Source organism: Streptomyces sp. NBC_00989, from assembly GCF_045162655.1.
Taxonomy (GTDB): Bacteria; Actinomycetota; Actinomycetes; order Streptomycetales; family Streptomycetaceae; genus Streptomyces.
Genome location: NZ_CP108728.1, coordinates 25,743 through 49,848 on the forward strand (window position 1 = coordinate 25,743; position 24,106 = coordinate 49,848).

Here is a 24,106-nt window from a genome sequence, read left to right on the forward strand (position 1 = left end):
CCGCAGGTCGGCGCGGGGGCTCTCTGGACTTTGCGCCGATTCCGTCTCAATCGTGGTTGTGCACTCCTGCGCGTACTGCCGATTCTGGTTGACGCCTCACCGCGCCAAGCGCTGAGGATCCCGTTCCGTTTGTGGGCTCCCCCACGACCTCGGGACATCGTCGTGGGCGGCCGCGTTGCCGCGAGGGCTCCCGCGACCGTCGGCCCGCTTCACCTGCCGACACGACGTGCGAGAGGCCGGCGGTTACCGTCGGCCCCTCGCCGTGTCTCCGGCCAACCCGCCTGGAGCTCGACGGCCCGCTCGGGTATCCGGCACGGTCTGCTCCAACTCCGCAGAGTGGGGCCCCCTCCCCGTTCCAGCAGGCGCCTGAAGAACAGACTCGGGACCCGCGACGTCTCCTTCCCAGAGGGCCACTGCGGCCAGCGGATACCCGGCACACCGTGCCCGGCTCACGCCATGTCCCCCGGCGCCAGGTCCGGGCGCAGCCGGTGCCAGGAGGGATGCCGCAGGTAGCCGGCCCGGGCACGGGAGGCGTATGTGACCTCGCCGACCAGACGCGGCAGTACCCAGTGCGCGCCCTCGATCCGGGGCACCGGGGTGAAGGGGCAGGAGGCGACCGCGGCCGGTGCGGCGGGGGACCTGCGCGCCGAACTCGCCGCGTACGTGACGCGGGCACGCGCCGGTGGTGGGTGCGGGCCGGCTGCTGACGGACGGTGCGGCACGGGGGCTTGTGCGAAACTGCGCGTGGAACTCCGCGAACCCCGCTTCGCGCGACAGCGACAGAGCCCTCCGCGGCCCTGGCAAGACCGGCATCTGGGTGGAGACGGCCCCATGACAGAACCCGAAGGCATAGTCGCCAGGGCTGAAGAGTTGCTCTTGGAGGGCGCTCAGGCCCGGCACGCGGACAGGAACCTGGCCCGGCTGCGAGCGAAGGACCCGGATGCGGCCCGGGTACTGACCGTCGGCTTTGTCGACGCCCTGATGGACTCCGAGCTCTACACGCAGCAGGGCGAGGAGCACCGCCGGTACTACGCGCTCAAGATGGAGTCAGACGAGACGCATCTGTGGGACGAGCTCTTCGCCGGCATGGACGAGATCGAGTAGGGCCTCCCATTTTATGAGCGCCTGCCGGCCTACCCGCCGACGACGTCCCTGGGGCCTGGCACGATGGGCACCATGACGCAGACCCGAAAGGCCGATGGCGCGTAGGCCGCCCGGCGCCATCCGCTCTCAGCGGTGGCCAGCCCGCAGCGACACTCGTCCGATCCGCCAGATTCCCGGCATTTCCCGCCGAACGCTGTCGACCATCCACCGGATCGAAGCCCAGCATCTCGGGCGTGGTGCGGTCGCCAAGGCCCTGCACCAGTACGAGCGCTTCCTCCGCCAATCCGGCAGATACCTCTATCTGCCGTGGGACGAGTGCCCTTGCTGCGACCCGACGGACGCTCGGGACATCCTTGAAGAGGCGCTTCGCCGGCTGCCGCCCGCAGCCCGGGCGGGGCTCGGCAGGATCGTTGCCCCGCTGGATGAGGAGTTCCTCCGTCGAACCCTGCCTGACCCCCGGGCCGCATCAGTCAGTTCGTGGCATGCGGCAGCGTGGTGGCGGCAGAGAATCCGGGAGAGATGACCGCTGCCCTGCTGCCGAACAGCGTCACCCCCGCCGGCTCCAGGACTGGACCGGCACATGCCCCCGCCGACGCAACGGCGCGGCCGTTGTGGCCTGACGGCCGGGGCAACCGGCGGACACCGGGCGTACGTCGTCGCCAGCATCACGCCTGAGTGCTGTCACGGAGGCGAGCTCGCAGCCGCCGCCCGGCGCAGAGTCCCGACCGCGCGGCCAGACGTCCCGGCCGTGCCGCGCGCGTGGCACGGCGGTGCTCCGCGACCGCTGCCCCGACCCAGCGCTGCTCCTCGGCTTTACGCAGCCGCTCCTGTATCCCTGCATGGACGGCTTCCGGGGTGTGGTGGATCGGGTGGATCAAGGCAGACGCTCCGTTCTGGTCCGGACGAGGAGCCGTCGGACACGACGGTCCTGTCGTCACCGGGAGTGTGAGCGGCAGCATCAGGGCGTTGGTGCAGGTGAGAGCCCTCGTCCCGTATGATGGGAGAAACGGGGCGGCCGGTGTCCTTCCGGTAGCGCAGGACGGAATCGCAGCCCCGGGCCCGCCCTCGATGGCCGGGGCGGTTGACCGGGCGAGCCGCCCCTTTCACCAGCATCAGCAGGAATCAGTGGGTGCCGGTCAACCGGCGTGCGGTGCGGGCCCGTTGTACCGGTTCCGCAGGCTGGAGACGGCCCCCATCCGGCACCGTGCTGCCGAGCGCTCCGGTTCCGCGTGGATCTGATGAGCGTGCGTCGGACGCGGCTAGTGCTGTGACCGCATTGGTTCGCCGGGTGGGCTTTCGGAGCGGTTGTATGGGTGGTGACGTCCGCTCCGACCGTTGGAGGTGTGGTGGCCGAGCTTGTGCGGGTGCGCCGACTGACCGATCAGGAGGGGCAGAAACTGCAGCAGATCGTGCGCCGGGGCAGTACCAGCTCGGTGCGCTATCGACGGGCGATGATGCTGCTGGCCTCGGCCGGCGGAAACCGCGTCCCGGTGATCGCCCAGCTCGTCCAGGCCGACGAGGACACCGTCCGCGATGTGATCCACCGCTTCAACGAGATCGGCCTGGCCTGCCTGGACCCTCGATGGGCGGGAGGCCGTCCCCGCCAACTCAGCACTGACGACGAGGACTTCGTCGTCCAGACGGCCACCACCCGCCCGACCAAGCTCGGCCAGCCCTTCACCCGCTGGTCGATCCGCAAACTTGCCGCCTACCTGCGCCGTATACACGGACGCGTCATCCGGATTGGCCGGGAAGCCTTACGGTGTCTGCTCCTGCGCCGCGGCATCACTTTCCAGCGCACCAAGACCTGGAAGGAATCGCCCGACCCCGAACGCGACGCCAAGCTCGACCGGATCGAGCAGGTACTGGACCGCTTCCCGGACCGGGTCTTCGCCTTCGACGAGTTCGGGCCCCTGGGAATCCGGCCCACCGCAGGCTCCTGCTGGGCGAAACAGGGCAAGCCCAACCGGCTCCCGGCGACCTACCGTCGTACGCACGGCGTCACCTACTTCCACGGCTGCTACTCCGTCGGCGACGACACACTCTGGGGCGTCAACCGCCGCCGCAAAGGCACCGTCAACACACTGGCCGCGTTGAAGTCGATCCGCGCCGCCCGGCCCGACGGCGCCCCGATCTACATCATCCTGGACAACCTCTCCGCACACACCAGCGTGGACATCCGCCACTGGGCGAAGAAGAACAAGGTCGAACTGTGCTTCACCCCGACCTACGCCTCCTGGGCCAACCCGATCGAGGCGCACTTCGGCCCACTGCGGCAGTTCACCCTGGCCAACTCCCACCACCGCAGCCACCCCGCGCAGACCCAGGCCCTGCATGCCTATCTGCGCTGGCGCAACGCCAACGCCCGCCACCCCGACGTACTCGCGGCCCAGCGCAGGGAACGCGCCCGCATCCGCGGTGAGAAGGGCATCCGCTGGGGCGGACGCCCCCTCGCCGCCGCAGCCTGACAGTGGCTCAGAAGCCCCGGAAGACACCGTCGTCGTCGACGGCACCGACGAACTCCCCGAAGTCCATGTTCGCGCCCGAGAGGTTGTTCTCGATGCTCCACAGCTCGGCTGCCACCACGCGGACACAACGCCCGCGACCACCCCGCAGGTCCACCACGAGGAGCGGCAGGTCGGCCGAGGTGACAGCCGCGGAGTCCGCCAGGACAAGCAGGGGATGCCGGTACGCGGGATGGATCAGGTCAATGGCCTGCTCAGGCGTCACGCCCTCGTACCTCCGGTCATCGACGAGCGCGACGTTGGCCAAGAAGCCGTCCTTGCTGGGCGAATACAACGCCGCCCGCAGAGCATCCCAGGCACCGTCCGCCGAGAAGTCAGTGCGCACAACAAGGGCTTCCAAAGTGCTGGGGAGCTGCTTCATGCGCGGACAGTACCGCCAAGCCGGTGAACCATTCCGGTCACAGCACTAGTAGGACTCCGTTAGGTCTGCCTGGATCTTGGCTTTGAGTATGAACCGCTGGGCAGGGGTTGGTGGCAGGTGGTGCAGGTCCCGGTCCAGCACCTCAGGGTGTCTTGGAGAGCGTCGAGGATCTGGTAGAGGGTGAAGCTGGTTCCGGTGCTTTTGGGGCGAGGCGCCGCTCGGTGAGGAATGCCTGTGCAGCCGTCACGAGGGTGACGTGGTGATGCCAGCCCGGCCAGGAACGGCCTTCGAAGTGGTCCAGGCCCAGGCCGTGTTTGAGCTCTCGGTAGTCGTGCTCGATGCGCCAGCGGACCTTGGCCAGGCGGACCAGATCGGCGATCGGAGTGTCGGGCGGGAGGTTGGAGAGCCAGTATTCGCTCGGTGCTTCGGCGCCGACGGGCCATTCGGCCAGCAGCCAGCAGTCGGGCAAAACCCCGTCCCACCAGCCCTGCTCGGCCGAGGCCGCTGCTTTGATCGGGCGTTCGACCGCCTTGCCGGCCGGACGTACGCGCACGGCCGCGAAGCGGGAACGCAATTCCCCTTTCGCTCCCTGGCGCCAGGTGACCGGGACGAATGCCTCTTGCCCCAGGCCCGTGGCAAGGGCTGCAACTGACGGGGCCTTCTGGCGGTAGCGCGGCTGGGGCCAGCAGCCGACATCTCCTTTGCGGTCCGGGGCCACGGGTTCCGCGTCGAACGGGTGGGCGCTCACATCCGACCGGATGGACAGGACATAGGTGAGTCCTCGCTCCGACAGGGCGGCCCGCAGGTGTGCGTTGGTGCCGTAGGCGGCATCGGCCACCACCGCCGGCGGGGTCATCCCCCAGTCCGCGAGACTGTCGAGCATGTCCAGGGCCAGACGCCACTTCTCCCGGTGCGTGACCTCGGGCGGAATCAGGGTCCTTGTGCGGCGGTGGCTGTCCGCAGCCCAATCCTCGGGCAGGAACAGCCTCCACTGCAAAGGGCACGAGGCAGTGTTACTGGCAGCGTGGACGCTGACCGCGACCTGGCAGTTCGCGCGTTTGCCCAGGGCTCCGCAGTACTGCGGAGCCACACCGACCGACATCCGGCCGTCCTTGGGCATCGACACATCGTCGATCACCCAGGCCACCGGGTCGACCAGCGGCAGCAGCCGTTCGTTGACCCGCCGCTGAACAGGCACCGGATCCCAGGTCGACTGATTCACGAACTGCTGCAGGTTCTGCTCGTTGCCGTCCGGCAGCCGCGCAGCCATCGCCTGGATCGATTTGCGGCGGCCGTCCAGCATGAGTCCCCGCAGGTAGCAGTCGCCCTTGGCCCGCTGATCCTTCCGCGGCACCGAAGCGAACACATCGGCCACGAACAACGCCAACGTCGCTCGAACACGCCTCACTTCATGTAAGTCCACATACTTAACATGCTCTTGATCAGCGCAAACAGAAAGACCTAACGGAGTCCTACTAGTGCTGGGTTCCTCTTTGGCTGGGTATAAGTCCTGGTGGCGGGGTAGTTGACGGTGCTCGGGGGCGGGTGCTGGACGATGGTTTTACGGGCACGACCGGGGCTTGACGAGGACGAACGGGCCGTCGTTCGCCGGTTATCGCGGGCGCGGAAGGCTCCGCGCGATGCCGTGATGCGGGCCCGGATGATCGAGCTGAGCTGGTCGGGGCTACGGGTGCCGGCGATCGCCGGGGCACTGGACTGCAGCCCCAAAACGGTCCGGTGCTGGCTGCACCGCTTCAACCGCTCGGGCCTGCGGGGGCTGGATGATCTGGGCGGGCAGGGCCGCAAGCGGCGGATCACCGAGGAGGAACGCTCCAAGATCATCGCCCTGGTCAAGACCGTCCCGCCGGGGCGGCTGAGGTGGGAGCCGGTCGGGGAGCTGTGGGCCTTTGACGAGTCCGGGCCACCCGAGTGGACCCTGGATTCCCTGGCCGCGGCGGCACGGGCCGAAGGGATCGAGGTGGGCCGCTCGCAGGTCCGCCGCATCCTGCTCGCCGAGGGCGTGCGCTGGCGCCGTACCCGGTCCTGGACGCGTTCAAAGGACCCGGACTTCGTCCCAAAAGGACACGGATCATCGGCCTCTACACCCACCCGCCCGACGACGCGACGGTGATCTGCGCCGACGAGCTGGGGCCAGTGATCCCGCGGACCTTCCCGCCCGCACCCGCCTGGTCACCCGACGGACACCGGATCAAAGCGGAACTCGACTACAGCCGCGGACCCGAGAAAACCTGGGTCTACGGGGCCTTACGCGTCCGCGACGGCCAGCAGATCACCATGGCCGCTTCCTCCCGCAACAGCGTCTTCTACCAGCAGTTCCTGCAACAGATCGAAGACGCCAACCCGACCGGCGAGGTCTGGATCGTCACCGACAACCTGTCCAGTCACAACAGCCTGTCCACCCGGACCTGGCTCGAGGACCATCCCCGCATCCACCACGCCTTCATTCCCGTCGGCGCGTGCTGGCTCAACCTGCAGGAAGGCTGGTGGCGCATCTTCCGCAAAGCCGCCCTCGCCGGCCGCTCATTCGCCAACCGCGACGACATCGAATACGCCACCACCCTTGCGACCAGCCAGCTCAACTCCCGTGCCAAACCCTGGGTCTGGGGCAGACCCGCACCGCCAACCCGCCGACTACGGCGCCGATATGTGTACACCGTTTGAGGAACCCAGCACTAGGTGCCCCCGGAGCAGAGGAGGCGCCGTGCTGGGTACGGCTCAGGCGATGGTGGCCGACCACCCCCTACGCGAGAGCGTGGCCGCCCCGTCGGGGGTGATGGTCACCGTGGCGCCCCGTACAGGGAGGTCGCCGTCTATGACGAGCCAGGTGCGGATGCGGTCCAGTTCGTCCCACAGCCGCCGAGGTCCGCCCTGGTGCACGGTCGGGAGGTCCCGACGCCCCGCAGCCGTGGCGCGGGCCCACGACCCGTCCGCGTGGAGCATGTAGACGGTGCGGATGCCGTCGTCCGCCGTGTGCCGGCGGTGGTCGATGCCGGGGACGAGGACTGCGAGGGTGGAGCGTACGTCCCAGGTGTCCGGCACGTACATCAGCGGATAGAGGCCGGTGGTGATGCTCTCGCCCTCGGCGTGCTGGGCGCTCTGCCACACCGGCGGGTTCTCGGGGAAGGTGTCGTCGTAGTCCTCGCCGTGGCGCGCGTTCATGAACCCGGCCGCCTCCGGTGCGACGTGCCCGACGGCGCCGCCCTCGGGGGTCTTGTCGGCGACGACGACCAGCCCGGTGTCGGCGAGGGCGGTGACCAGCCGCCCGCCGGGGGCGAGCGCCGTCAGCCAGGAGGCGGGCACGGTGGGCACGGAGACGGTGGAGACGATCCGGTCGTAGGCACCTTCGGGCAGGGGCCCGGTCAGGTCGCAGACCTCGACCCGGGGGTGGTGGCCGGCGGCTGCCAGCCGTTCCCGCGCCGCCTTCACCAGGTACGGGTCGACGTCCACACTCGTCACCCGCTCTGCGCCGAGACGGACACAGGCCAGCGCGGTGCCGTAGCCGCTGCCGGTGGTCACCAGGAGGCGGGAGGCGTCGGTGACGAATGCCGCCCGGTACATCATCACAAGCAGTGCGGGCAGCGTGGAGGACGAGGTGGAACGCCGGTCCCGTCCCCGGGGGAGAGTCTGGCCCCTCTGGGCGTGGTCGGCGTGGTGGGTGCCGACACGGGTGACGAGCGTGGTGTCGGCGTAGGTGTCCCGCAGCCATGTGTCGGTGTCGCCGCCGCCGCGCAGCTCCCACAGGTCTTCGCCGTCGGTGCTGGTGGTCCTGGTCCACCAGCGGGGCACGAAAAGGTGTCTCGGTGTGGTGGCCAGCGCCTGGTACCAGCGTGACTCGCGCCGGATCACGGTCTCGGCGGCGAGCCCTCGCGCTGCTGACTCCCAGTCCATCGGGGGTGTCCTTTCAGCCTGCGGTGCTCGGGATGACCCCGTCGTCGGCGGGGCCACAGGTTCCGCCGCCGCCCTTGCTGTCGTCGTTGGGGCCGCAGTCGGGGGTGCACGGGTCGTGGCGGCCGGCCGGGATGCTCGCGGCGGCCTGCCGCCACCGCGCCGAGGTGAACACCCGCTCCAGCGCCGTGCCTTGGACCTGCCCAGCCGGCAGGAACCGGCCCAGCACGCAGGGGGCCACGCTACCGTCCGAAAGGATCGCGGCGATGCCGTTGGCGCACCGGCCGCACAGTGCGGACGTGGACGGCAAGCCACCGCCGGTGAGGGCATTGCCGACTTCTCGCACTGGGTCGGTGTGCACGTTCGTGATGCCGAGCGCCGCCAGGTCCGCGCGGGCCTGGCCGACGCGCTGTCCGTCGAGGACGTCGACGATTCCCACCCGCACGGGAATGCCGCGCCGGTGCGCCTCGACGATGTTCTTGCGGGTCGCGGCGTGGGAGCCCCTGCGGCCGGTGACCTGGTCGTGTCCCTCGTCGGTGTCGGCATAGTAGGAGGTCGCGAGGCTGATGCCGGGCCGGGTGAAGAGGCTCCAGTGGTCGGGGCGCACGCGGTACAGATTCGAGTACACCTCGGCCCTGAGCCCTTCCGCGAGGGCGTGTTCCACGAGTTCGGCGAAGCCGGGGTGGAGCGTGGGCTCCCCGCCGATGAGCTGAACCGACCTGACGCCGAGCGCGGCGGCCTCGCTGATGGCCCGGCGCCAGTCATCGACGGTCATGACACCGTGCCCCTGTGCCGGGCCCGCTGCGGCGTAGCAGTGCGAAGAGCAGGAGAGTTGGCAGCGGCGGGTGATCTCCAGCTGAAGAACCCGAGGAATGAGGGGGGTTGTCGTTGTCGGGGCTTCGGGTGCGATCGTCACGTGTGTTCCCTCCGGTTGTGTTCCACAGTGGGGTGGGCCGGCCGCACCAGTCGGGAAGGGCGCACATCTGGTTCGTCGGCTCCTGCGTCCGGGCCCTGGTGCATCACCGCAGCAGCCGCGCTGTAGGAGTCTGCCCAAGGTCCCGCCCGAACGCCGGGTACAGCGTGGTGCTCACGGCGGGCACCGCCTTCGTGGACGCCACGGTCGGCGGGCGGTCGCGGACGGTCTCAGCAACGTGACGAGGCCAAAGCGGGAAGTCACGGGTATTCACCCCGGGTTGAGGGCGTCGTGGTCGGCGACGATCCATTCCGTACCGCCGCCCTCGGGGCGCAGGAAGACCGCGCAGACGGTGACGCTCCGGGTGACGGGGTCTTCCCACTCGCCGATGAACTGCACGATGCCCCGCCGGCCCTGGCCGTCGACCGCGACGGAGCCTTCGTGCAGCCAGTCGGGCAGGTGGCGGTGGGAGACGGGCCGGTGCCCGGTGTGCATGACGCGGCCTCCATCGGTCGGGCTCACGCAAGGGTGAACTGTGCCGCACCCGCCGCGGAGGGGCATCTTGAGGGGCATCATGTGCCCATGCCGATCGGACAGTTGATCCGCGATCTGCGCACCCTCGAACGGTGGACACAGGCCCAGCTCGCCGAGCGATTAGCCATCGCCGCAGGTGACCCCACCGGTGCTCCGGGCCGGGACGCCGTCAAACGGTGGGAGAGCGGGAAGGTCATCCCCGGAAGGCACTGGATCGGGCACCTGTCGGGTGTGCTGGACGTCCCTGCCGGGCTGCTGGCAGCGGAGGCTACGCTCGACCGTGTGAACCGACGAGCCTTTCTGGGACTGTCCGCCCTGGCCGTCACACACGGCCCACTCGCTGCCGAGATGGCGGCCAGCATCGCCGGACGCGACCCGGGACCCCTCGCCCGCGTGCAGACGACGCACGGCGCGGACATCGTCACCGCGTCGCTGGCGGACAAGGCGTCCACCACGCACCTGCGCCGGTGGATGGCGGACGGCGACGTACCGATCCTGCGGGTCAACGCCGCGGGCATCCTCGCCAAGATCCCCGGCCAGGGCCAGGCCGACCATGTCGCCCGCACTCTGGCCCACGACGAGGAGGTCCGTCACCTCTACCTGACGGCCGTCACTTCCCGCGTCTGCGCCGTCGACTGGACCACCGCGGGCCAGATCGCCTCCCAGCCCACCGCCTACGCGCACCGCGCGGACTTCCTCGCCACCCGTTTCGTCGGAGAGGCTCTCAACCCCCGTGACTCTGGCGCCCGCTGGTGTGCCTCGGTCATGCTGCGGGAGCTGAGCCCCATGATCGGACGGAGTCCCGCGTGATGATCGTCTTTGAAGTCCCCGAGGGTGACCTCGTCGCCGAGCTGAACCGCCAGGCCGCCGAGGCCGGCATCACCGACGCGGCGATCGTCTCCCTGATCGGAGGCGTCGACTCCTTCACCGTCTCGACCATGCCCAAAGGCGACGCACTCACGGACACCATCACCAAGTACGACCTACCCGGCGAGATGACCGGCGGCGGCGAGATCCGCAGCGGTCTTGTCCATCTTCACGTCGTGATGGGCGTCGAAGGTGACCGTGCCATCGCCGGACACCTCCACGAAGCTCTGATCGCCACCCACTTCGCCCGCGCCTACGTCATCCCCGCCGGCTGACTGAACTCACGGCTTGCACCGCCCGGTTCTCACCGGACCCAAACGCCCCTCACCGCAGGGTCCTCCCGGAACGACCTGGCCTGTGCAGCACCCGCCCAGCGGCGACGCGTTCCCTGCGACGACGGCCGGGCAAGGACATGACCAACGACGGGACGGCTCCCCCGGGCGCACGCGCCTCCCCTCCGGGACCGCCGCGGGCCGAGGCCCGCTCTGGCCCGCATTCCGGACGGGCGCGGCCTCGCGCGCCGCGCCCCTGCCCAAGGCCGACGGCCGTGCCCGTCCGGGCTGGTCAGGATGTCTGCTCGTCGCGGACGCTGACGTGACCGGCCCGGCATTCGCGCACCGCGTGGGCCAGCGTCCGGACCGCGGCCTGTGTCCGTTTCGTATCCCGGCCATGGTCGATGGCTTCCAGCGCCTCGGCGGCCGTCACCCGCACCGAAAGCGGCAGGTCGTCATAGGCGGCGAGCTGGTAGGCGATGGCACGCCGGGCCTGGCGCTCCGTGAGGCTCGCTCCCTCGGGAGTCAGCGGGAAGACCGTGGCCTCGTACAGCGTGATGGCCCGCAGGACAGCATCCGCGGTGGCTTCCGTCTTCCCGTCGCCCACCACGATGCGCTCCAGGAGGGTCTTCGTCCGCAGACGGCACAGGGAAATCGTGACCCGCACGCACAGGAGCACTGTGCCCATGCCCGCGGCGATCCCCCCGACCGAGCCCCACCCGCCACCCAGCAGACGCCCGGCCCAGCTCCCGGCAGCGCCCGCGCACAGGAGCAGCAGCGCCAACGCCGCGTACAGGCGGGTGCTGGGCGCAACTCTCATGCCCAGGAGTATGCCCGCCCTGCCCGTGCCGCGACCCCTGATCCGGCACGGCCCGGTCCGGCTCCGGCCCGTGGTGCCGGAGCGAACCCGCCGGTGTCCGGCCCGCCCGGGGCCCTTGGGAACAGGGCGTTGCTTCAGCCGCCGAAATGCCCCTCGGCGGCTGAAGCCGGGAGCGTCCGGGCGGGCGGCGCCGGTGTATACGGCGCTCTGCAGGACGTCGTAGAGCGAGGACAGGTCCGGCTGGAGTAGGTGGCGATCAGGTCGCGGACCGGCCGGAGAGCGCCCACCAACCTACGAAAAAGGCGGCGGGCTGGAACGCGGCGGCCACGTGCGTCAGCTCGTCCGGGGCGTCCGCAGTGGTCACTGGGAGTTGTACGCCTTGACACTCACCGCCGGGCCGTTGGAGTACCTGGCCACTGCGCGGGCTGCGGCGCCGGTGACCTCGACCACCGCACTGCCGTGGGCGGGGACGCGGACCAGTCCGCCGACCGGGGTGTCGGAGATCGCTTGCTGGGTGTCACCCGCAGCCGGCTGGTCGTAGACGAGGTAGGAGACCCGCACGGAGACCGGAAAGGCGTCAGGGTTCTGTACCCGGACGGAGGAGAAGCGCGAAAACTTGCTGACGACGTGTCCGGCAGCGTCCAGCGGCTCGGCCGTCAGGGGATGAATGTTGGCCCTGGTCTTCGCGGCAGCGAGGTGGGCCACGGTGACCCGCACGTCGTACACCTCGTGCTCGCCGGGGCCGGAGAATCGCAGGATGTCCAGGCTCCACCCGTAGGGAACCACCAGACGGCCGCTGTCGCTGCCATAGACGGTCCTGACCCGTACTCCGGGCAGCGGGTGGTGGTGGCGGTCGAGCGCGGTGAACTCCAGGTCCGGGACAACCGAGTGGGGTTCCGCGTTCTTGATCTCCAGGGTCTGGTCGATGTAGTTGTCGCCGCTGTGCCGGTGATAGGCGAACGTCAGCACGTTCTTCTCCGGCACCGCGGACGATCCAGCCGTGCTCCCCGAACCTGGCGCATGGACACCACCAACGTTGTGCGCCCCGCTGTTCGCGGAACCGCACCCCGCGAGCAACGCCGCCGCCAGCCCCGCCAAGACCCCCGCCACAGCCTGTCTTCGGCCCACCCTGGTCCTCCTCAACTCGTGCCTGTCCGCGCCGTGTTCAACGCAGCATCGTCGGAGCCTAACGAACCGGGCCCGGGCGGCCCACCAGGGGATCCGGGCTGATCGGAGCGTGCGCGCCGGCGACGGACGGACCGGGCGCGCGCCCCGCCGCCGCCGTCCTCCAGCAGCACCCGGGACTCGCGGGCCGCCCGGGCGGCGTCGCATCCCGGCCACGGCGCGACGGCCCGCACCGCGGTGTGTGCCCCGGCCGCTACGACGGGACCCGCGACGTCTCCTTCCCGGAGGGCCACTGCGGCCAGCGGATACCGGCACACGGAGCCCGGCTCACGCCATGTCCCCCGGTGCCAGGTCCGGGCGCAGCCGGTGCCAGGAGGGATGACGCAGGTAGCCGGCCCGGGTACGGGAGGCGTAGGTGACCTCGCCGACCAGGCGCGGCAATACCCAGTGCGCGCCCGCGATCCGGGGCACCGGGGTGAAGGGGCAGGAGGCGACCGCGGCGACGGACAACAGACCGGCCAGAGCTGCCCGTTCACGCTCGCTCCACCCGGTGCCGACGCTGCCGATATAGCGCAGCCGGCCTTCCGTCCGCTCCCCGAGCAGGAGCGCCCCGGGCAGGCCTGTCAGACGGCCCCGCCCCGGCACCCACCCTCCGATGACCGTGTCGGTGGTGAGCAGGTTCCTGATCTTGATCCACGACCGGGAGCGCACCCCCGGCTCATACCGCGAGGCCAGGAGCTTGCACACGATCCCTTCCAGCCCCGAGGCCCGGGTCAGGTCGAGCGCCTCCGCGCTGCGTCCGACCGCCGCGCCCGGCACCGACCAGCGCGGCCCGTTAAGTCCCAGCGAGCGCAGTACCTGCCGTCGCTCCGCATACGGCTGTGCCAGCAGGCTCTGCCCGCCGAGGAACATCACGTCGAACAGGACCAGGTGCGCCGGGGTCAGCTCTGCGGCCCGCTCGACAGCCCGGACCGGCGCCCTGGTGAGCCCCATCCGGGACTGCAGCCGCTCGAAATCCGCCCGTCCCTGTTCATCAAGTGCGACGATCTCGCCGTCGAGGACCGCCGGCGTCCCCCCGAGCGCGCCACCCACATCTCGCAGTTCCGGGTACGCAGAGGTGATGACCTCGCCGGACCGGGAGCGCACCTGGACCGTGCCGTCCCCCGGCAGATACACGACCGCCCGCTGGCCGTCCTGCTTGGTCTCCACCGCCCACCGGTCGTCGCCACCGGGCAGCGGCAGCCGACCCGGTGTCGCGAGCATGGGCGTGATCCGTGGCAGGGCGGCCATGGCCGAACCCTTCACCGCCCGCAGCACCAGACACACGCGGGCGGACGAGATTTCCATCGTACGCGGGCGCGCTGGACAGCCACCCGGCCCACAGCGCGGGCCGCCGGGCCCGGTCTGTGCGACGAGGCCGCCCGTCCCGGGACCGTCTCCTGGTGCCGTGACCGCATACGTTCACCGGGTTGGCGATCAGTGGTGCGAGGGGACGAGCTTCTAGAGTGAGGCGTCACAGCTCAGCTGTGGGTGGGAGAGGCGTATGGCGAAGGCTGAGGTTTCAGGGCCCGTGTCGGACTGGGAGCGTGCGCCGGAGTACCAGGGAGGGAAGCGAAACCCGGCCCTCCAGGCCAGCATGTGGGAGTACGCGACGAGCTCCTTCCGGCTCGCTGCCGGCCTGTCGCCGTCGCTGGACGTTCTGGCCGCTCGGCTGCGATTGACCATCGAGCGGGGCTGGGAAGACCTGGGTGCGGTGGATGCGGCGATGTTCCGCATCCAGAAGATCGACTTCGCACTCAGCCGGTTGGAAGGCAGCACCCATCCTGATGTCTTCGTCTGGGTCGGCCGTGCCCACGCGGACGTCGACATGGCGCTCGGTATCCTGCTCGATGCTCTCGGCATCGGCGAGGAAGCCCTCACCTTCCGCGGCGACGTCGAAACCGGCTTCGTTGACCTGCGGAGCGAGCCCCAGGCATGAGACCTGAACTCACGCAGCTTCACCGATGGGGGTGTCCGCCCCCATCGGGTGCCTTTCTGCGATCGGATCGGATGTCGCCTCGCATCCAACCGCTGGAACCGTCCACCCGGTGAACCTTCCCGTTCGAAGCACTACTGAACTTGAATGGGTGATGTCGGGGGACGGCGAGCGTGGTGGTACCCCGAACCGCTCCGCGTAAGGCTGTCGCGTCAAGATGACCGCATGACCGAGAGCGAAGCGGATCTGCTGGCGTTGCTGCGCGAGCTCGATGATCCGGAGTGGCTGGAGTGGCCGCAGCACTACAACCGTGGCGAGACCGCGGCCCTGTTCAGCGGTCTGGTGAGCCGGCTCGAAGGTGACTTCGCAGCTCGGTGCACGGCTGAGCAGGACACTCAGGACTCCAGCGAGTACGGACGTGTCGTCGTGCCTGCGGACGCGACCGTATGCGGAACCCGGATCGTGGTCTGTGTGAGCAAGTTCGGCTCATTGGCTCTGGTCTGCGCGGACAACCCGGGCGCCTTCTTCGGGACGGAGGATGCCCAGGCTGAGGGCGAACTGGACCGCGTTGACCTTGCCAAGGTGAATCGAGCGTTGGTCGAGCTCGGCTACGTGGTGGTCGCCGAGGAAGTGTTGGAGCGCGATTACGACGGGCCGAGCCGCCTGCCCTCGCACGTTCAGCGGCCCAGCTGGTGGCATCGCTTCTTCGGCATCTCCTGACGATCACGACCACAGGGTCAGGCCGGTGCCCGCCAGGCAGCCGTCAATCACCTCCGGTTGGTACTGCAACATCTTGAGCTTGCGCTTCACAGCGCGGGTGACCTGGCCGAGGTCTGCGGCGGCAAGGTTGCCGATGGAGGCCGGGCAGGCGGACCTGTTCCGGCGGGCCCACGCCGGGGACACGTTCTGGTGCGGGCAGTGGCTGGGCGGCTGCCGAGGGCGTCTGACGATCAAGACCTACGCGGACCGTGTCGCCCACTTCGCCCATGTCCCGGGCCCTGGGCGCGTTGTGTGCCGCCGGGCGTCGGTAGGTATCTCCGGCGCCGACCACCTCTACATCAAGCAGCAAATCCTCGCGTGGCTGGCCGGCCAGGACATCACCGCCGCCGCGCGCCTGCCCGAAGACCAACCGCCCGGCTCCGAGGTGGTGTTCGAGCCGGCCGAGCACGGCTGCCTGCGGGTCCTGCTGGACCAGGATGCCGCGCTGCCGGCGTCCCAGGACGGTATCCAGCTGCTCCTGGGCCCGCAGGTCGCGCACGATCCGCACCGTCTCGTCCTGGACGGCTACGTGCTGCGCATCCGCTGCGACACCGACAGCCACCTGCGCCGCGTCATGATCGGAACCCAACTTCACGGCCGCACCGAGTGGTTCGGCCTGGACGAATGCCGTCTCAGGCCGTGGGGGCTGTCCACGCCCGCGGTCGAGGAGGTCCGCCGCCTGCGCGGCAGCAGCCGCCCCCTCGCCTCCTTCCCGCGCCGCGCCGCACCGGCCCCGCCCGGCGCCGTGGTCCGGCCGGTGGCAGCGCCCCAGGCGCCGGACGACCGCCAGGCCGCGTTCGACGCGCTGCGCACGGCCGTCGAGGGCGAGCACTCCACCAGCGAACTGCGCCATCACCTCACCCATGCGGAGGCCGCCGCCCACGGCGGCGCGAGCGCCGAGGAGAACGCCCTGCTGCGCGACGCCGCCGACCTGCTGCTGCGCCGGGACCGCGGTGTGGGCGTCAGCGCCCCGCCCCCTGACCCGCCAGGGCGTGGTCGTCTCGTCCGCGCCGAGCGCGGCGGGAAGAGCACCGCGGGGCGGGCGGCCGAGGCGGTCGCCGATCTCCTGGACGTCCTCGACCGGCGCCGCGGCCACCTGGGTCCCGGCGAGCAGGAACGCCTGGTGACCCGGCTGCAGGACCAGGCGCGGGCGGCCGAGCCCTGGCTGACGCGCGTTCAGCGCAGGCAGATCACCGCCTGGACGAAACGCACCCGGCCGGCCGCACTGCCCGTGGCCGAGGTGTCCGTTGCTCCGACCGCCGTCGTGGAGGAGGCACCCGCGCAGAGCGCGGCCCCGCGGGAGCGCCGTCGCGACGCCCCGCGCCGTCCCGCCCCTGCCGGCGTCGACGCGGTGGCGGACGCCGCGCGCGACGTCCTCGAACACACCGCCCGGCTCCAGGCCACCATCCCCTGGGACCGGCTGTGTGCGCAGGTCAAGGGGCTGCGCGAGCTGAGCGAGGAGGAGCAGCGCCGGGCCCTTGAGTCCGCGTCCGCCCGCTCCCGTTCCACCCGGCCGCTCACCGCCCTGATCACCACCGGCAGCGGGACGCCGCACCCGCACTACAGACACCCGGCCACGCCGGGCGACGGCCCGGCCGCCCGGAGGGCCTGGCAGCAGACCGTGGCCGACGTCCATGCCTCCTACCGGCCCAGCACTCCCCCGCCCGGGGCCCGGCCTGCCGGATGAGACGGCCGGTCCGGTTCACCGGCGTCGCGCGCAGGCCGGTGCGCAGTCAGGATCTCGCGGCGCCGGCGATCAGGGCCACGAGCGGGTCGGCGGCAAGGCGCTGACGCGCCTGGAGGAGCTGTGCCCGGACGGCACTAGGGGTGAAAAGGAAGTCCAGACCGCCTCTGTGCGGTTTTCAGATTAATAGGCACGACATCTTTCGTTTTCGTCTTGTCCTGACGTACGGTCAGGCCTCCCGAGCGGGCCCGCCGTTCCCTCCCCCGGAGCGGCGGGTCCTGGGACGTGCCTAAACGGGCGCTCCTCCCCCACCCACCCGGAACGGGCAGGTGCGGGCCCAGTCGCGACGCCCGCATCCGTCAGCGGCCCCGAGCCCCGGTCGAGGAGAGACAGGCCGCTCCGGTCACGCCTGGTACACGGGGGTTGACGTGAGGTGTGGGTGGGTCTTGGGTAGAGGCTCTCGGTTTACACAAGGGGGCGCCTTATGAACCAGATTGTGCGATCCCGGACCCTTCCCGTCTGCTCACGCTGCCACGCCGACGAACTCATGACCGTGGCGGACATGCCCAAGAACGACGCCGACGGCCGGCGTATCCGGCTGGAGCTGTGCAAGGTCTGCGACGCGGACAAACCCGCGGCCTCCGCGGTCATCGGCTTCTTCGCCTCAGGCGGCGGCCACGATCTCAGCCGGGCAGAGGAAGGCAGCCGGCTGATGATCGAGTGGACCAGGGAAGGCATGGCCGCCTACGGCTGGTACTGGAGCGAGACCTCCCACAGCCATGGCTGAGCTGCCCGCACACACGGCGGCGTGCGAACGGGCCGTGACCACGGCAGGGACGGCGTCGTTGAAGCCCCGGAACGTATTTCTCTTCCCCGCGGAACTACGTCAGCGCGAGCCCCCGGCGGTTGGGCCCCGGGGGCTCGCTGCCGCGTTGATGAGGATGTTGAAAACGGCCGGGTACGCTCATCGCGCCACTCGATCCGGTGGTCAACACAGCGGGAAGTTCCAGCGAGCGCCGGGCGCCGTGCCGACTGGTAGTCCCCCGCTCGTGGAGTGCGCGAGATGAACCCCCGGCAGACGCCGTGTCATGTGCCGTGCTGCCTCGTGAGGACTCTTCCAGAGGGCGGGGGGGCGGGCTTCACGCCGGGCGATCGGCCGTTCCCAGAACGACGAGTTCGGTGCTGCCCAACACCTCCGCGACCGCCTGCGGCGCGCCGCGCATGTGGTGGTGGTCCCACTGCGCGCGGCGAATCATCTCGTCCGGATGACCGAGCGCACGCAGCACGTCCCAGTGCAGGGCCTGGGCCCAGACGTACCCCGGCCCGCCGTCGACGTCCATGTCCTCCGCGTCGATCGGGGTGTTCGCGAGCGCGGAGGCCAAACGGTGGCTGTCCACGGGGCCGGTGGCGAAGTCCAGGAACGCAGCAGGATCCGCACCCAACGGTGCATCGTCGGCGCTCCCATCGTCCCGGCCCGGCCAGGAGTCGTAGCGGTGGGCACGATCTCCGTCCCGCCAGACCTCCAACTCCAGTCGGTCACCGTCGTACTGGAAGGCCGCCAGCACCGCGACGCCCAACTCCGCACTGATCGGCCCGGCGAGCGCGAAGACACCATTGCCGTCGACGAACCGGTTCGGATGGACAAGGCAGAAACGCGGCCCGGCGGGAGTCGCGTAGCCGTCCGTGCAGACCTCGCGCAGGACAGGGGCCGCCTGTCCGAGCGGCACAGGAATCAAGATCGTGCCGTACGTGGTCACGGCCTCACCTCCTGGGACGCGGTGACCCTATGCGGCGGTCACGCTGCCCGCCAAACGAAATACGCCCTCAGAAGTGCGCCTCGCGCCCGGCTGGCGGCCTTCCGCTGAGGGAGGTCCGTCAAGCAGGTTTGGGGGGACCCCGGAGCAGGAGATGGCCGTTCTCGAGATTCTGGCCGCAGTTCCGTGAAGGATCTTGGGGTGGCCTGACCTAACAGCGGGGGCGAGCAAAAAACTCGGCCCTACTCCTCCGCGCGACTACTGTGCTGCTGGTAGATCGTTCACCGATTTGAGGGCTGAGTTGTGCTGACCACTTCGCACCCGCCGTAGGTACCTCTGGAGAGCCCAGAGGGCCCTACGGAGGCTCTCGATGTCCAGGACTGTTCGCACGACTCCCTGGCGACTCCGCGTCCGAGACGGCGCATCGGAGTCCATGTCCCTGTACGACCTGCGCTACACACACGCTGAATTGGCCCAAGCCGCCCGCGAAGGCCGTCGCCCTGCTCCAACGAAGACGCTGCGCCGGATCACCTCCTGGCAGTCGATGGTGCTCTACTGCAGAAAGGGCTCATTCTCCGCCGAGATCGCTACGGCTGAAGGTCGCGCCCGGCTCCAGGGTCGACTCGAAGCCCAGCGGATCCGCGGACTGCACCACGCCGGCCACGACCTTGACGACGTAGATATCCCTCCGGTCCGCCACCGTCACGGTGAGCTCTGGCATGCGTGGTAGACACGAAGCACCCAGGACTGACCGGCACGTGCGAGGCAGGGGTACCTACGGCGGGTCGAACAAAGGGCTTGCGCCCTCCGCCCGTTCACCGGCAGCCCGGCCAGGCCGCGCTCGTACGACGAATGCACCCTCGTTGCCTGTGAGTTGCACCCCGGACAACGTGGTGGCGGCCCGCACGCGACCGCCTCGACGACCAGCCCCTCCGCGGCCTTGGTGACGCGCGTCAACCGCACATCGAACCCGGCGAACAGAACATCAGCGAGCGATTCGACCCCCATCAACGTGAGCTTCAGCCACACCAAGCAACCAGATTCACGATGTGAGTGCAGGTCAGGGCGACCGACGGCGCGGATGACACCGCCGGCCCGGGCACGGCACAGCGAGAAGGCCGCGGTCTGTCACGCGCTGGGGACGGCCGTCCGCCGACAGAGGCCGCCAGCCTGGCCGAAGAGGCGCAGCAGGGTGTCCAGGACATCGGCGAACTCGTCGACGCGGCGCGAGAGTTCGATGTATTCGTCCGTGGGCATGTGCGTCCGGGCGGCGGCCTCGGACGCGGCCCCGGTGGGAGCGGGGAGAGGGTCGGCGACGAAGGTTCCCCGGCCGGGCCTTGTGTGGACGAGGCCTTCGTCGCGCAGGATCCGCACGGCGGACCGGGCGGTCATGTCGGCGATGCCGTAGTCCTCTCCCAGGATGCGGGAGGGCGGGATCTGGTCACCGGGAGCCAGCCGCCCGGCGAGGATCTGGCGCCGCAGGTCGTCGGCCAGGAGGCGGTAGGGAGGCCGGTCCGAGGAGTGCGGCAGACGCCGTGTCGGAGTCCTGCGGGCAGCCCGTGCGCGTGGACTGCCGGGCGCCGCCGCGGCGTTGCTCACGACGGGTCCGCGCCCGGGGCGGGGCGCCGGGGGGCGCGGTGGATCAGGCTGCTGACCAGTTCGATCTGCTCGGCGCCGTAGGCGGTGGTCACGCCCGAGGGCTTGTAGCCGGAGGCCGGGGCGAGTTCGCGCAGCGGGTAGCGGCCCGAGGGGTGGAACTCCCGGGCGTAGGCCAGGAGCAGGCGGACGCGGCGGTCGGCCGCCTCCCTCTGCGCCCGGGCCTCCTCCAGGGCCAGGATCAGGGGATCGGCATCGAGGCCCAGGGCGGCGGCCTCCAGGTTGGAGGCGTACTCCGAGCGCTCGCGCTCGGCCTCCTCGCAGGCGTCGGGGAAGGCCTCCTGCGGAGTCACACTCCCCGGCTCGGGCAACGGGCAGAGCACGGTGGCGAGTTCATCAATCAGCAGCATTTTTCGATTATCGTAAAGATTTACGATAATCGCAAGACCTTGGGGCGGCCCCGCCCTTCCCCGGCGCCGGCCCGCGCGTTCCGTCACCGGCGGGAGGCCGAGCCGCGACGGCGCCATGCCTCGGCGGCCGACGGCCGGTTCCGGCGGGCCGGCCTCGCTCCGGTGACCGGTCCCTCGGCACCCCTGACGCCCCGTCCGCGATGCGGTCGCGGCCCCCAACTGCCGTGGGCGCGGCTACGGTTGACGGTGCGGACGCGGCATCGGCGGACACCGGCAGGAACAGCCGCGCGCCACAGGGCCGGATGCGGCACATCGGCCGCGGCCCGGACGGGCTCTCCGCACCCCTCACTAAAAGATCTTGAAAGATCCGTTCCCCGGTCCGGGTCCTCCGCGCGATGAAGAGGGTGGACGGCACGGAGAACGAGGAACGGGGCAGTAACCGCGATGCAGGAGTTGGCAGTGTGTGAGGAGGTGTCCAGGCCGAGTGTGCTCCGGGCCGAAGGACCGCAGAGCGATGCCGGCCACCGGTACGCCCCTTCGCGAGTCACGGTCCAGGCGAAGGCGGGCCGCCGAAGGCCCCCCGGTGCCACAGGCGGGACGGAGCCGCGCCGGTGACCGTGGAGGAGCACCTGGAAGCGGTCCCCGGCGGCGCCGGCGACAGCCGGCCGGTGATCGACGAAGCCCGGCTCGTCATGTTCTACGAGCAGGAGGCCGCCCGTCTGCGCCGGTACCTGTACCGCAAGGCCGGCGCGAACGACGCCGAGGATCTCATGATCCACGTGTTCGAGCAGTTCTTCGCCTGGTGGCCGGACAACCCCGGCCACACCAACCCGGTGGCAAGCCTCTACCGGATCGCCAACTGCCGTCTGCTGGACCGGCTGCGCAGCATGGGCCGGGACCTGACCCTCGTCGCGGACGACCTGCACGCGGCCATGGACGTCGAGGCGGGCGAGGACGGATTCGAAGCCGTCGACCTGCGCCTGGACCTCGACCGGGCACTGGCCGAACTGACCGAGCAGCAGCGGCAGTCGCTGGTGCTGCGCTACGTGGCGGAGCTCTCGGTACAGGACTGTGCCGAGACCCTCGGGGTCAGCTACGAGAACATGAAGAAGATCTTGACGAAGGCGCGGGATTTGCTGCGGCGTTCGCCGCGGATGGATAGCTACGAGATCGCCGCAGGGATGAAGGAGGTGCGCCGGTGAAGCACGTGGAGAGCGACGGACGTGATGTGCCGCAGGAGTGCGGCACACCGAGCGCGGCCCGGAAGGCGGGATTCGCCGCGGTCATGCAGCGGCTGGCGAGCCGGAGCGAGGCCGAGCGCGCCGTGCTTGCGGCCGAGGCCGAGGGTGCGGTCCTGGGCTACGAGGCGTACGCCCTGGGCCAGGAGTACCTGGAGCGCGGCAACTGGGCCAAGGCCCTCCAGTGGCTGAAGGTGGCGGCCCGCCACCGTGTCCCCGGCGCGGACGGCACCCTTGCCGAGGCGCAGACACGCCAGGCCGCAGACCGCCTCGCCCCACAGCCTCCGGACACGGCCACACGCTGGACCCGGCACGGCGCGGACGCGGCGGTGCCCGCCGAATCTGCGGACACCGCACCGACCGTGGTCTGCGGGCAGAACCGGATCACCGCCCCCACGACCTGGCGCGACTGGCCGCCGGTGCAGGTACGACTGGTGCGCCCGGACCCCTGGGCGGCCGAACAGGCTGCCGCCCGGGCGGCGGCCGAACGGATCACCACGCAGGCCCGCCGGGAAGCGGCCGAACTCCTCGGCCGGGCGCAGCAGCAGGCCGAGGCCGCCATGCGTGCCGCACGCGAACAGGTATCGCCGACCCCTCCTGCAGGCCGTCTGCAGAGGTACACGCCGTTGGCGATCAGGCTGCCTGCGGACTTCTCACTCGAGGCCACCGAACTCTTTTGCACCGCGAGGCAGGTGATGTTCCGTCATGGCCTGGTCCAGATGCTGAAGTTGGTCTTCTCCACGGAAGAGGCAGACCTGCGCAGGACGCAGGCCTATGCGCCACGTCCGGCACCGAAGCCTGGGGCTCCCTGGCGGTCGGGGCACGACCGCATCCCGGTTCCGATCACGCTCGGCTGCGCCGTCCTCGTGTCGTTGCCGACGGCGCCGTCGCCTCAAAAGCCGCTCCCCATGGGACAGCCGGCACCGGCCATGGCCTTGGGCGGAGGGCACTTCGGTGAGCCCGCGCCCGACCTCGTAGGGCAGGAGCAGTTCGGACTGGTGAAGCTGCGGATGCTCTCCGCCGGAGTGCCCGTTGTGGTGGCAGCCTGCGGACTGGTCGACGATCCCGCGCCTGACCTCTCGCCGCAGGAACACGTGGGACTGGTGAAGCTGCGGCCGATGGCCTCCGACGGACTGCCCGTTGGGGTGACAGGCAGCACAGGGCCAGCCGGCCATGGACTGTGGACTCCTGGCTCTCCCGGGCTACCAACAGGAAAGTGGGCTCCCGCACCCGGCGGAACCGACGCCGAGCGGAGTGCCGGGTCGGGCAGACCATGGCAGGGCCAGACTGTGCAGGACCGGCCGCCGATGGATGAAGCATGCGCGGACAGCACTGCGTGACGGCGGAGCATACTGCTGCGGCCCCGGCCGGAACTCCGCCGCCCGCCGCCGGAACGGACACGGACTGGCGGGTGCGAGCGCTGCAAACGGCTTGTGGCGTGAGTTCGTCGGGCGCTTCGGGAAACGGTGACTGCTGCGGGCGCAACAGGCAGGCCGCCGAGCACGGCTTGAGCGGCAGCACCCCGCCTCGACGCGGACTCTCACGGGCCGCGGACGCATAACAGCGCGGTCTTCCTGCCCGCGTGCGGCGGAGCCCCAGGGCAGCGATGCCGCATCCGTCGTCGACACCGGGCGGGGAGAGGTGTGCCCGGCATCTGGAGTGAGGGCGCCCGGCAGAGGAGGGCTCTTGGCTTCTCGTCGGACAGCCTCCGACGGTCCGGGACCAGCACTCACAGAAAGTGAGGCACGTCACACGAAATCAGGGACAGGCGAAAACAGGTTCGAACATTGCGGCCGGAAAATACGGACTAATTACCCTCGACAGGACCGGAAAGCAAGATCGAAAAGATGATCAACAACGGCAGGAAAAGGGAACAGGGGCCCGCCTTGATATTCTTTCCTCAGCAGGCTCATATCCCCTAGAAGAAAGGCCCAGGCATGTCCGGTATCGAAGAGTCGGCTTCCGAGCGTTCCGACGACAAGGTGCCGGGAAAAGGTGACCGCCGCCTGTGGAAGTGGCTCCTCGCCCTCCACGTCATCGTGGCGACCACGTACTACAGCATCTACATCGTGGAGCACTGGCTGCGGCCCCTGCTCTGCACACTGGCCAGCATGATTGTGCAGGTCATCGGGATGCTGTAGGCCGACAGGGCCGGAGTCACCAGCCGGTGACCCCAGCCCTGCGGCAGTCCCGGAACCTTCCCGGGAATCTCACACGGTTTCGCGGCCAAGAGATTCCCGGGAAACAACTTTCCAAGACTGTG

The 24,106-nt window shown here is 70.1% G+C and carries 26 protein-coding genes and 1 pseudogene; 13 read left to right on the forward strand and 14 right to left on the reverse strand.

Annotated features, from left to right (window positions below; translation table 11 throughout):
• Positions 1-449 precede the first annotated feature (449 nt).
• Positions 450-623, reverse strand: a pseudogene (locus tag OG714_RS00155) (ATP-dependent DNA ligase); the annotation flags it as partial.
• A 208-nt stretch (positions 624-831) separates the two neighbouring features.
• Between OG714_RS00155 and OG714_RS00160 the strand changes: the two are divergent.
• Positions 832-1,104: a hypothetical protein gene (locus tag OG714_RS00160; RefSeq protein ID WP_406117641.1), complete on the forward strand. Its 273-nt coding sequence runs from the start codon at positions 832-834 to the stop codon at positions 1,102-1,104.
• 1,346 nt (positions 1,105-2,450) lie between these two features.
• Positions 2,451-3,572 carry an IS630 family transposase gene (locus OG714_RS00165; RefSeq protein WP_406131666.1) on the forward strand — a complete coding sequence of 374 codons (1,122 nt, stop codon included), beginning with the start codon at positions 2,451-2,453 and terminating at the stop codon, positions 3,570-3,572.
• Positions 3,573-3,579: 7 nt separating this feature from the next.
• On the opposite strand, the gene OG714_RS00170 is transcribed toward OG714_RS00165, so the two are convergent.
• Both OG714_RS00170 and OG714_RS00175 read right to left on the reverse strand, forming a co-directional pair.
• Positions 3,580-3,990, reverse strand: coding sequence for a DUF6924 domain-containing protein (locus tag OG714_RS00170; protein WP_406117642.1), 411 nt, complete (start codon positions 3,988-3,990; stop codon positions 3,580-3,582).
• 142 nt (positions 3,991-4,132) lie between these two features.
• Positions 4,133-5,413 (reverse strand): IS701 family transposase, encoded by a 1,281-nt coding sequence (locus OG714_RS00175; RefSeq protein ID WP_406117644.1) that lies wholly within the window; start codon positions 5,411-5,413, stop codon positions 4,133-4,135.
• A gap of 225 nt (positions 5,414-5,638) precedes the next feature.
• On the opposite strand from OG714_RS00175, the gene OG714_RS00180 reads away from it, so the two are divergent.
• Both OG714_RS00180 and OG714_RS00185 read left to right on the forward strand, forming a co-directional pair.
• A complete protein-coding gene (locus tag OG714_RS00180) occupies positions 5,639-6,121 on the forward strand; it encodes a transposase (RefSeq protein WP_406117645.1) in 483 nt (160 codons plus the stop codon).
• Positions 6,118-6,672, forward strand: a complete 555-nt coding sequence (locus OG714_RS00185; protein WP_406117647.1) for a transposase — start codon at positions 6,118-6,120, stop codon at positions 6,670-6,672. The genes OG714_RS00180 and OG714_RS00185 overlap by 4 nt, the downstream gene beginning before the upstream one ends.
• 54 nt (positions 6,673-6,726) lie before the next feature.
• Here the strand turns inward: OG714_RS00185 and OG714_RS00190 are convergent, their stop codons facing one another.
• The 3 genes from OG714_RS00190 to OG714_RS00200 form a co-directional block, all read right to left on the reverse strand.
• Positions 6,727-7,899, reverse strand: coding sequence for a methyltransferase domain-containing protein (locus tag OG714_RS00190; RefSeq protein WP_406117649.1), 1,173 nt, complete (start codon positions 7,897-7,899; stop codon positions 6,727-6,729).
• A 13-nt stretch (positions 7,900-7,912) separates the two neighbouring features.
• Positions 7,913-8,812 (reverse strand): radical SAM protein, encoded by a 900-nt coding sequence (locus OG714_RS00195; protein ID WP_406117650.1) that lies wholly within the window; start codon positions 8,810-8,812, stop codon positions 7,913-7,915.
• A 267-nt stretch (positions 8,813-9,079) separates the two neighbouring features.
• The gene (locus OG714_RS00200) at positions 9,080-9,304 is read right to left on the reverse strand and encodes a hypothetical protein (RefSeq protein ID WP_406117651.1); all 225 of its coding nucleotides are present in this window, start codon (positions 9,302-9,304) and stop codon (positions 9,080-9,082) included.
• An 87-nt stretch (positions 9,305-9,391) separates the two neighbouring features.
• Between OG714_RS00200 and OG714_RS00205 the strand changes: the two genes are divergently transcribed.
• Together OG714_RS00205 and OG714_RS00210 are read left to right on the forward strand one after the other, a co-directional pair.
• Positions 9,392-10,153 (forward strand): helix-turn-helix domain-containing protein, encoded by a 762-nt coding sequence (locus OG714_RS00205; RefSeq protein ID WP_406117653.1) that lies wholly within the window; start codon positions 9,392-9,394, stop codon positions 10,151-10,153.
• Positions 10,153-10,485 (forward strand): PCC domain-containing protein, encoded by a 333-nt coding sequence (locus tag OG714_RS00210; RefSeq protein ID WP_406117654.1) that lies wholly within the window; start codon positions 10,153-10,155, stop codon positions 10,483-10,485. Before OG714_RS00205 ends, OG714_RS00210 begins: the two co-directional genes overlap by 1 nt.
• A 289-nt stretch (positions 10,486-10,774) precedes the next feature.
• On the opposite strand, the gene OG714_RS00215 is transcribed toward OG714_RS00210, so the two are convergent.
• The 3 genes from OG714_RS00215 to OG714_RS00225 all read right to left on the reverse strand — a co-directional run bounded on the left by OG714_RS00215 (position 10,775) and on the right by OG714_RS00225 (position 13,717).
• Positions 10,775-11,302: a hypothetical protein gene (locus tag OG714_RS00215; protein ID WP_406117656.1), complete on the reverse strand. Its 528-nt coding sequence runs from the start codon at positions 11,300-11,302 to the stop codon at positions 10,775-10,777.
• 360 nt (positions 11,303-11,662) lie between these two features.
• On the reverse strand, positions 11,663-12,286 hold the full coding sequence (locus OG714_RS00220; RefSeq protein WP_406117657.1) for a hypothetical protein: 624 nt from the start codon (positions 12,284-12,286) through the stop codon (positions 11,663-11,665).
• Between the two features lie 468 nt (positions 12,287-12,754).
• Positions 12,755-13,717: an ATP-dependent DNA ligase gene (locus OG714_RS00225; RefSeq protein WP_406131667.1), complete on the reverse strand. Its 963-nt coding sequence runs from the start codon at positions 13,715-13,717 to the stop codon at positions 12,755-12,757.
• Positions 13,718-13,970: 253 nt separating this feature from the next.
• On the opposite strand from OG714_RS00225, the gene OG714_RS00230 reads away from it, so the two are divergent.
• The 4 genes from OG714_RS00230 to OG714_RS00245 all read left to right on the forward strand — a co-directional run bounded on the left by OG714_RS00230 (position 13,971) and on the right by OG714_RS00245 (position 17,632).
• Positions 13,971-14,405 (forward strand): hypothetical protein, encoded by a 435-nt coding sequence (locus OG714_RS00230; RefSeq protein WP_406117659.1) that lies wholly within the window; start codon positions 13,971-13,973, stop codon positions 14,403-14,405.
• Between the two features lie 222 nt (positions 14,406-14,627).
• Positions 14,628-15,122 (forward strand): hypothetical protein, encoded by a 495-nt coding sequence (locus OG714_RS00235; RefSeq protein ID WP_406117660.1) that lies wholly within the window; start codon positions 14,628-14,630, stop codon positions 15,120-15,122.
• A gap of 133 nt (positions 15,123-15,255) precedes the next feature.
• Positions 15,256-16,848, forward strand: coding sequence for a hypothetical protein (locus OG714_RS00240; RefSeq protein WP_406117661.1), 1,593 nt, complete (start codon positions 15,256-15,258; stop codon positions 16,846-16,848).
• Between the two features lie 481 nt (positions 16,849-17,329).
• Positions 17,330-17,632 carry a DUF6300 family protein gene (locus OG714_RS00245; protein ID WP_406117662.1) on the forward strand — a complete coding sequence of 101 codons (303 nt, stop codon included), beginning with the start codon at positions 17,330-17,332 and terminating at the stop codon, positions 17,630-17,632.
• 352 nt (positions 17,633-17,984) lie between these two features.
• Here OG714_RS00245 and OG714_RS00250 read toward each other — a convergent pair whose 3' ends face one another.
• The 5 genes from OG714_RS00250 to OG714_RS00270 form a co-directional block, all read right to left on the reverse strand.
• A complete protein-coding gene (locus OG714_RS00250) occupies positions 17,985-18,602 on the reverse strand; it encodes a hypothetical protein (RefSeq protein WP_406117664.1) in 618 nt (205 codons plus the stop codon).
• 565 nt (positions 18,603-19,167) lie between these two features.
• On the reverse strand, positions 19,168-19,320 hold the full coding sequence (locus OG714_RS00255) for a hypothetical protein (RefSeq protein ID WP_352113987.1): 153 nt from the start codon (positions 19,318-19,320) through the stop codon (positions 19,168-19,170).
• Positions 19,302-19,607, reverse strand: a complete 306-nt coding sequence (locus tag OG714_RS00260; RefSeq protein WP_406131668.1) for a transposase family protein — start codon at positions 19,605-19,607, stop codon at positions 19,302-19,304. The genes OG714_RS00255 and OG714_RS00260 overlap by 19 nt, the downstream gene beginning before the upstream one ends.
• A gap of 120 nt (positions 19,608-19,727) precedes the next feature.
• Entirely contained in the window at positions 19,728-20,198 is a 471-nt protein-coding gene (locus OG714_RS00265) for a GntR family transcriptional regulator (protein WP_406117665.1), read from the reverse strand.
• Positions 20,195-20,605: a hypothetical protein gene (locus OG714_RS00270; protein ID WP_406117667.1), complete on the reverse strand. Its 411-nt coding sequence runs from the start codon at positions 20,603-20,605 to the stop codon at positions 20,195-20,197. Before OG714_RS00270 ends, OG714_RS00265 begins: the two co-directional genes overlap by 4 nt.
• A 611-nt stretch (positions 20,606-21,216) precedes the next feature.
• Between OG714_RS00270 and OG714_RS00275 the strand changes: the two genes are divergently transcribed.
• The 3 genes from OG714_RS00275 to OG714_RS00285 all read left to right on the forward strand — a co-directional run bounded on the left by OG714_RS00275 (position 21,217) and on the right by OG714_RS00285 (position 23,984).
• Positions 21,217-21,807 (forward strand): RNA polymerase sigma factor, encoded by a 591-nt coding sequence (locus tag OG714_RS00275; RefSeq protein ID WP_406117669.1) that lies wholly within the window; start codon positions 21,217-21,219, stop codon positions 21,805-21,807.
• Positions 21,804-23,183, forward strand: coding sequence for a hypothetical protein (locus tag OG714_RS00280; RefSeq protein WP_406117671.1), 1,380 nt, complete (start codon positions 21,804-21,806; stop codon positions 23,181-23,183). The genes OG714_RS00275 and OG714_RS00280 overlap by 4 nt, the downstream gene beginning before the upstream one ends.
• A gap of 597 nt (positions 23,184-23,780) precedes the next feature.
• Entirely contained in the window at positions 23,781-23,984 is a 204-nt protein-coding gene (locus OG714_RS00285; RefSeq protein ID WP_406117672.1) for a hypothetical protein, read from the forward strand.
• Positions 23,985-24,106: the final 122 nt, after the last annotated feature.

What these genes read in the sequence shown, in the direction of transcription:
- OG714_RS00235 (WP_406117660.1), top strand. Translation starts at nt 14,628, where the DNA reads ATGACCGAGAGCGAAGCGGATCTGCTGGCGTTGCTGCGCGAGCTCGAT.
- OG714_RS00285 (WP_406117672.1), top strand. Translation starts at nt 23,781, where the DNA reads ATGTCCGGTATCGAAGAGTCGGCTTCCGAGCGTTCCGACGACAAGGTG.
- OG714_RS00200 (WP_406117651.1), bottom strand. Translation starts at nt 9,304, where the DNA reads ATGCACACCGGGCACCGGCCCGTCTCCCACCGCCACCTGCCCGACTGG.
- OG714_RS00270 (WP_406117667.1), bottom strand. Translation starts at nt 20,605, where the DNA reads ATGCTGCTGATTGATGAACTCGCCACCGTGCTCTGCCCGTTGCCCGAG.
- OG714_RS00260 (WP_406131668.1), bottom strand. Translation starts at nt 19,607, where the DNA reads ATGGGGGTCGAATCGCTCGCTGATGTTCTGTTCGCCGGGTTCGATGTG.
- OG714_RS00240 (WP_406117661.1), top strand. Translation starts at nt 15,256, where the DNA reads ATGGAGGCCGGGCAGGCGGACCTGTTCCGGCGGGCCCACGCCGGGGAC.
- OG714_RS00210 (WP_406117654.1), top strand. Translation starts at nt 10,153, where the DNA reads ATGATCGTCTTTGAAGTCCCCGAGGGTGACCTCGTCGCCGAGCTGAAC.
- OG714_RS00215 (WP_406117656.1), bottom strand. Translation starts at nt 11,302, where the DNA reads ATGAGAGTTGCGCCCAGCACCCGCCTGTACGCGGCGTTGGCGCTGCTG.
- OG714_RS00170 (WP_406117642.1), bottom strand. Translation starts at nt 3,990, where the DNA reads ATGAAGCAGCTCCCCAGCACTTTGGAAGCCCTTGTTGTGCGCACTGAC.
- OG714_RS00245 (WP_406117662.1), top strand. Translation starts at nt 17,330, where the DNA reads ATGAACCAGATTGTGCGATCCCGGACCCTTCCCGTCTGCTCACGCTGC.
- OG714_RS00205 (WP_406117653.1), top strand. Translation starts at nt 9,392, where the DNA reads ATGCCGATCGGACAGTTGATCCGCGATCTGCGCACCCTCGAACGGTGG.
- OG714_RS00255 (WP_352113987.1), bottom strand. Translation starts at nt 19,320, where the DNA reads ATGCCAGAGCTCACCGTGACGGTGGCGGACCGGAGGGATATCTACGTC.
- OG714_RS00160 (WP_406117641.1), top strand. Translation starts at nt 832, where the DNA reads ATGACAGAACCCGAAGGCATAGTCGCCAGGGCTGAAGAGTTGCTCTTG.
- OG714_RS00225 (WP_406131667.1), bottom strand. Translation starts at nt 13,717, where the DNA reads ATGGCCGCCCTGCCACGGATCACGCCCATGCTCGCGACACCGGGTCGG.
- OG714_RS00180 (WP_406117645.1), top strand. Translation starts at nt 5,639, where the DNA reads ATGCGGGCCCGGATGATCGAGCTGAGCTGGTCGGGGCTACGGGTGCCG.
- OG714_RS00230 (WP_406117659.1), top strand. Translation starts at nt 13,971, where the DNA reads ATGGCGAAGGCTGAGGTTTCAGGGCCCGTGTCGGACTGGGAGCGTGCG.
- OG714_RS00190 (WP_406117649.1), bottom strand. Translation starts at nt 7,899, where the DNA reads ATGGACTGGGAGTCAGCAGCGCGAGGGCTCGCCGCCGAGACCGTGATC.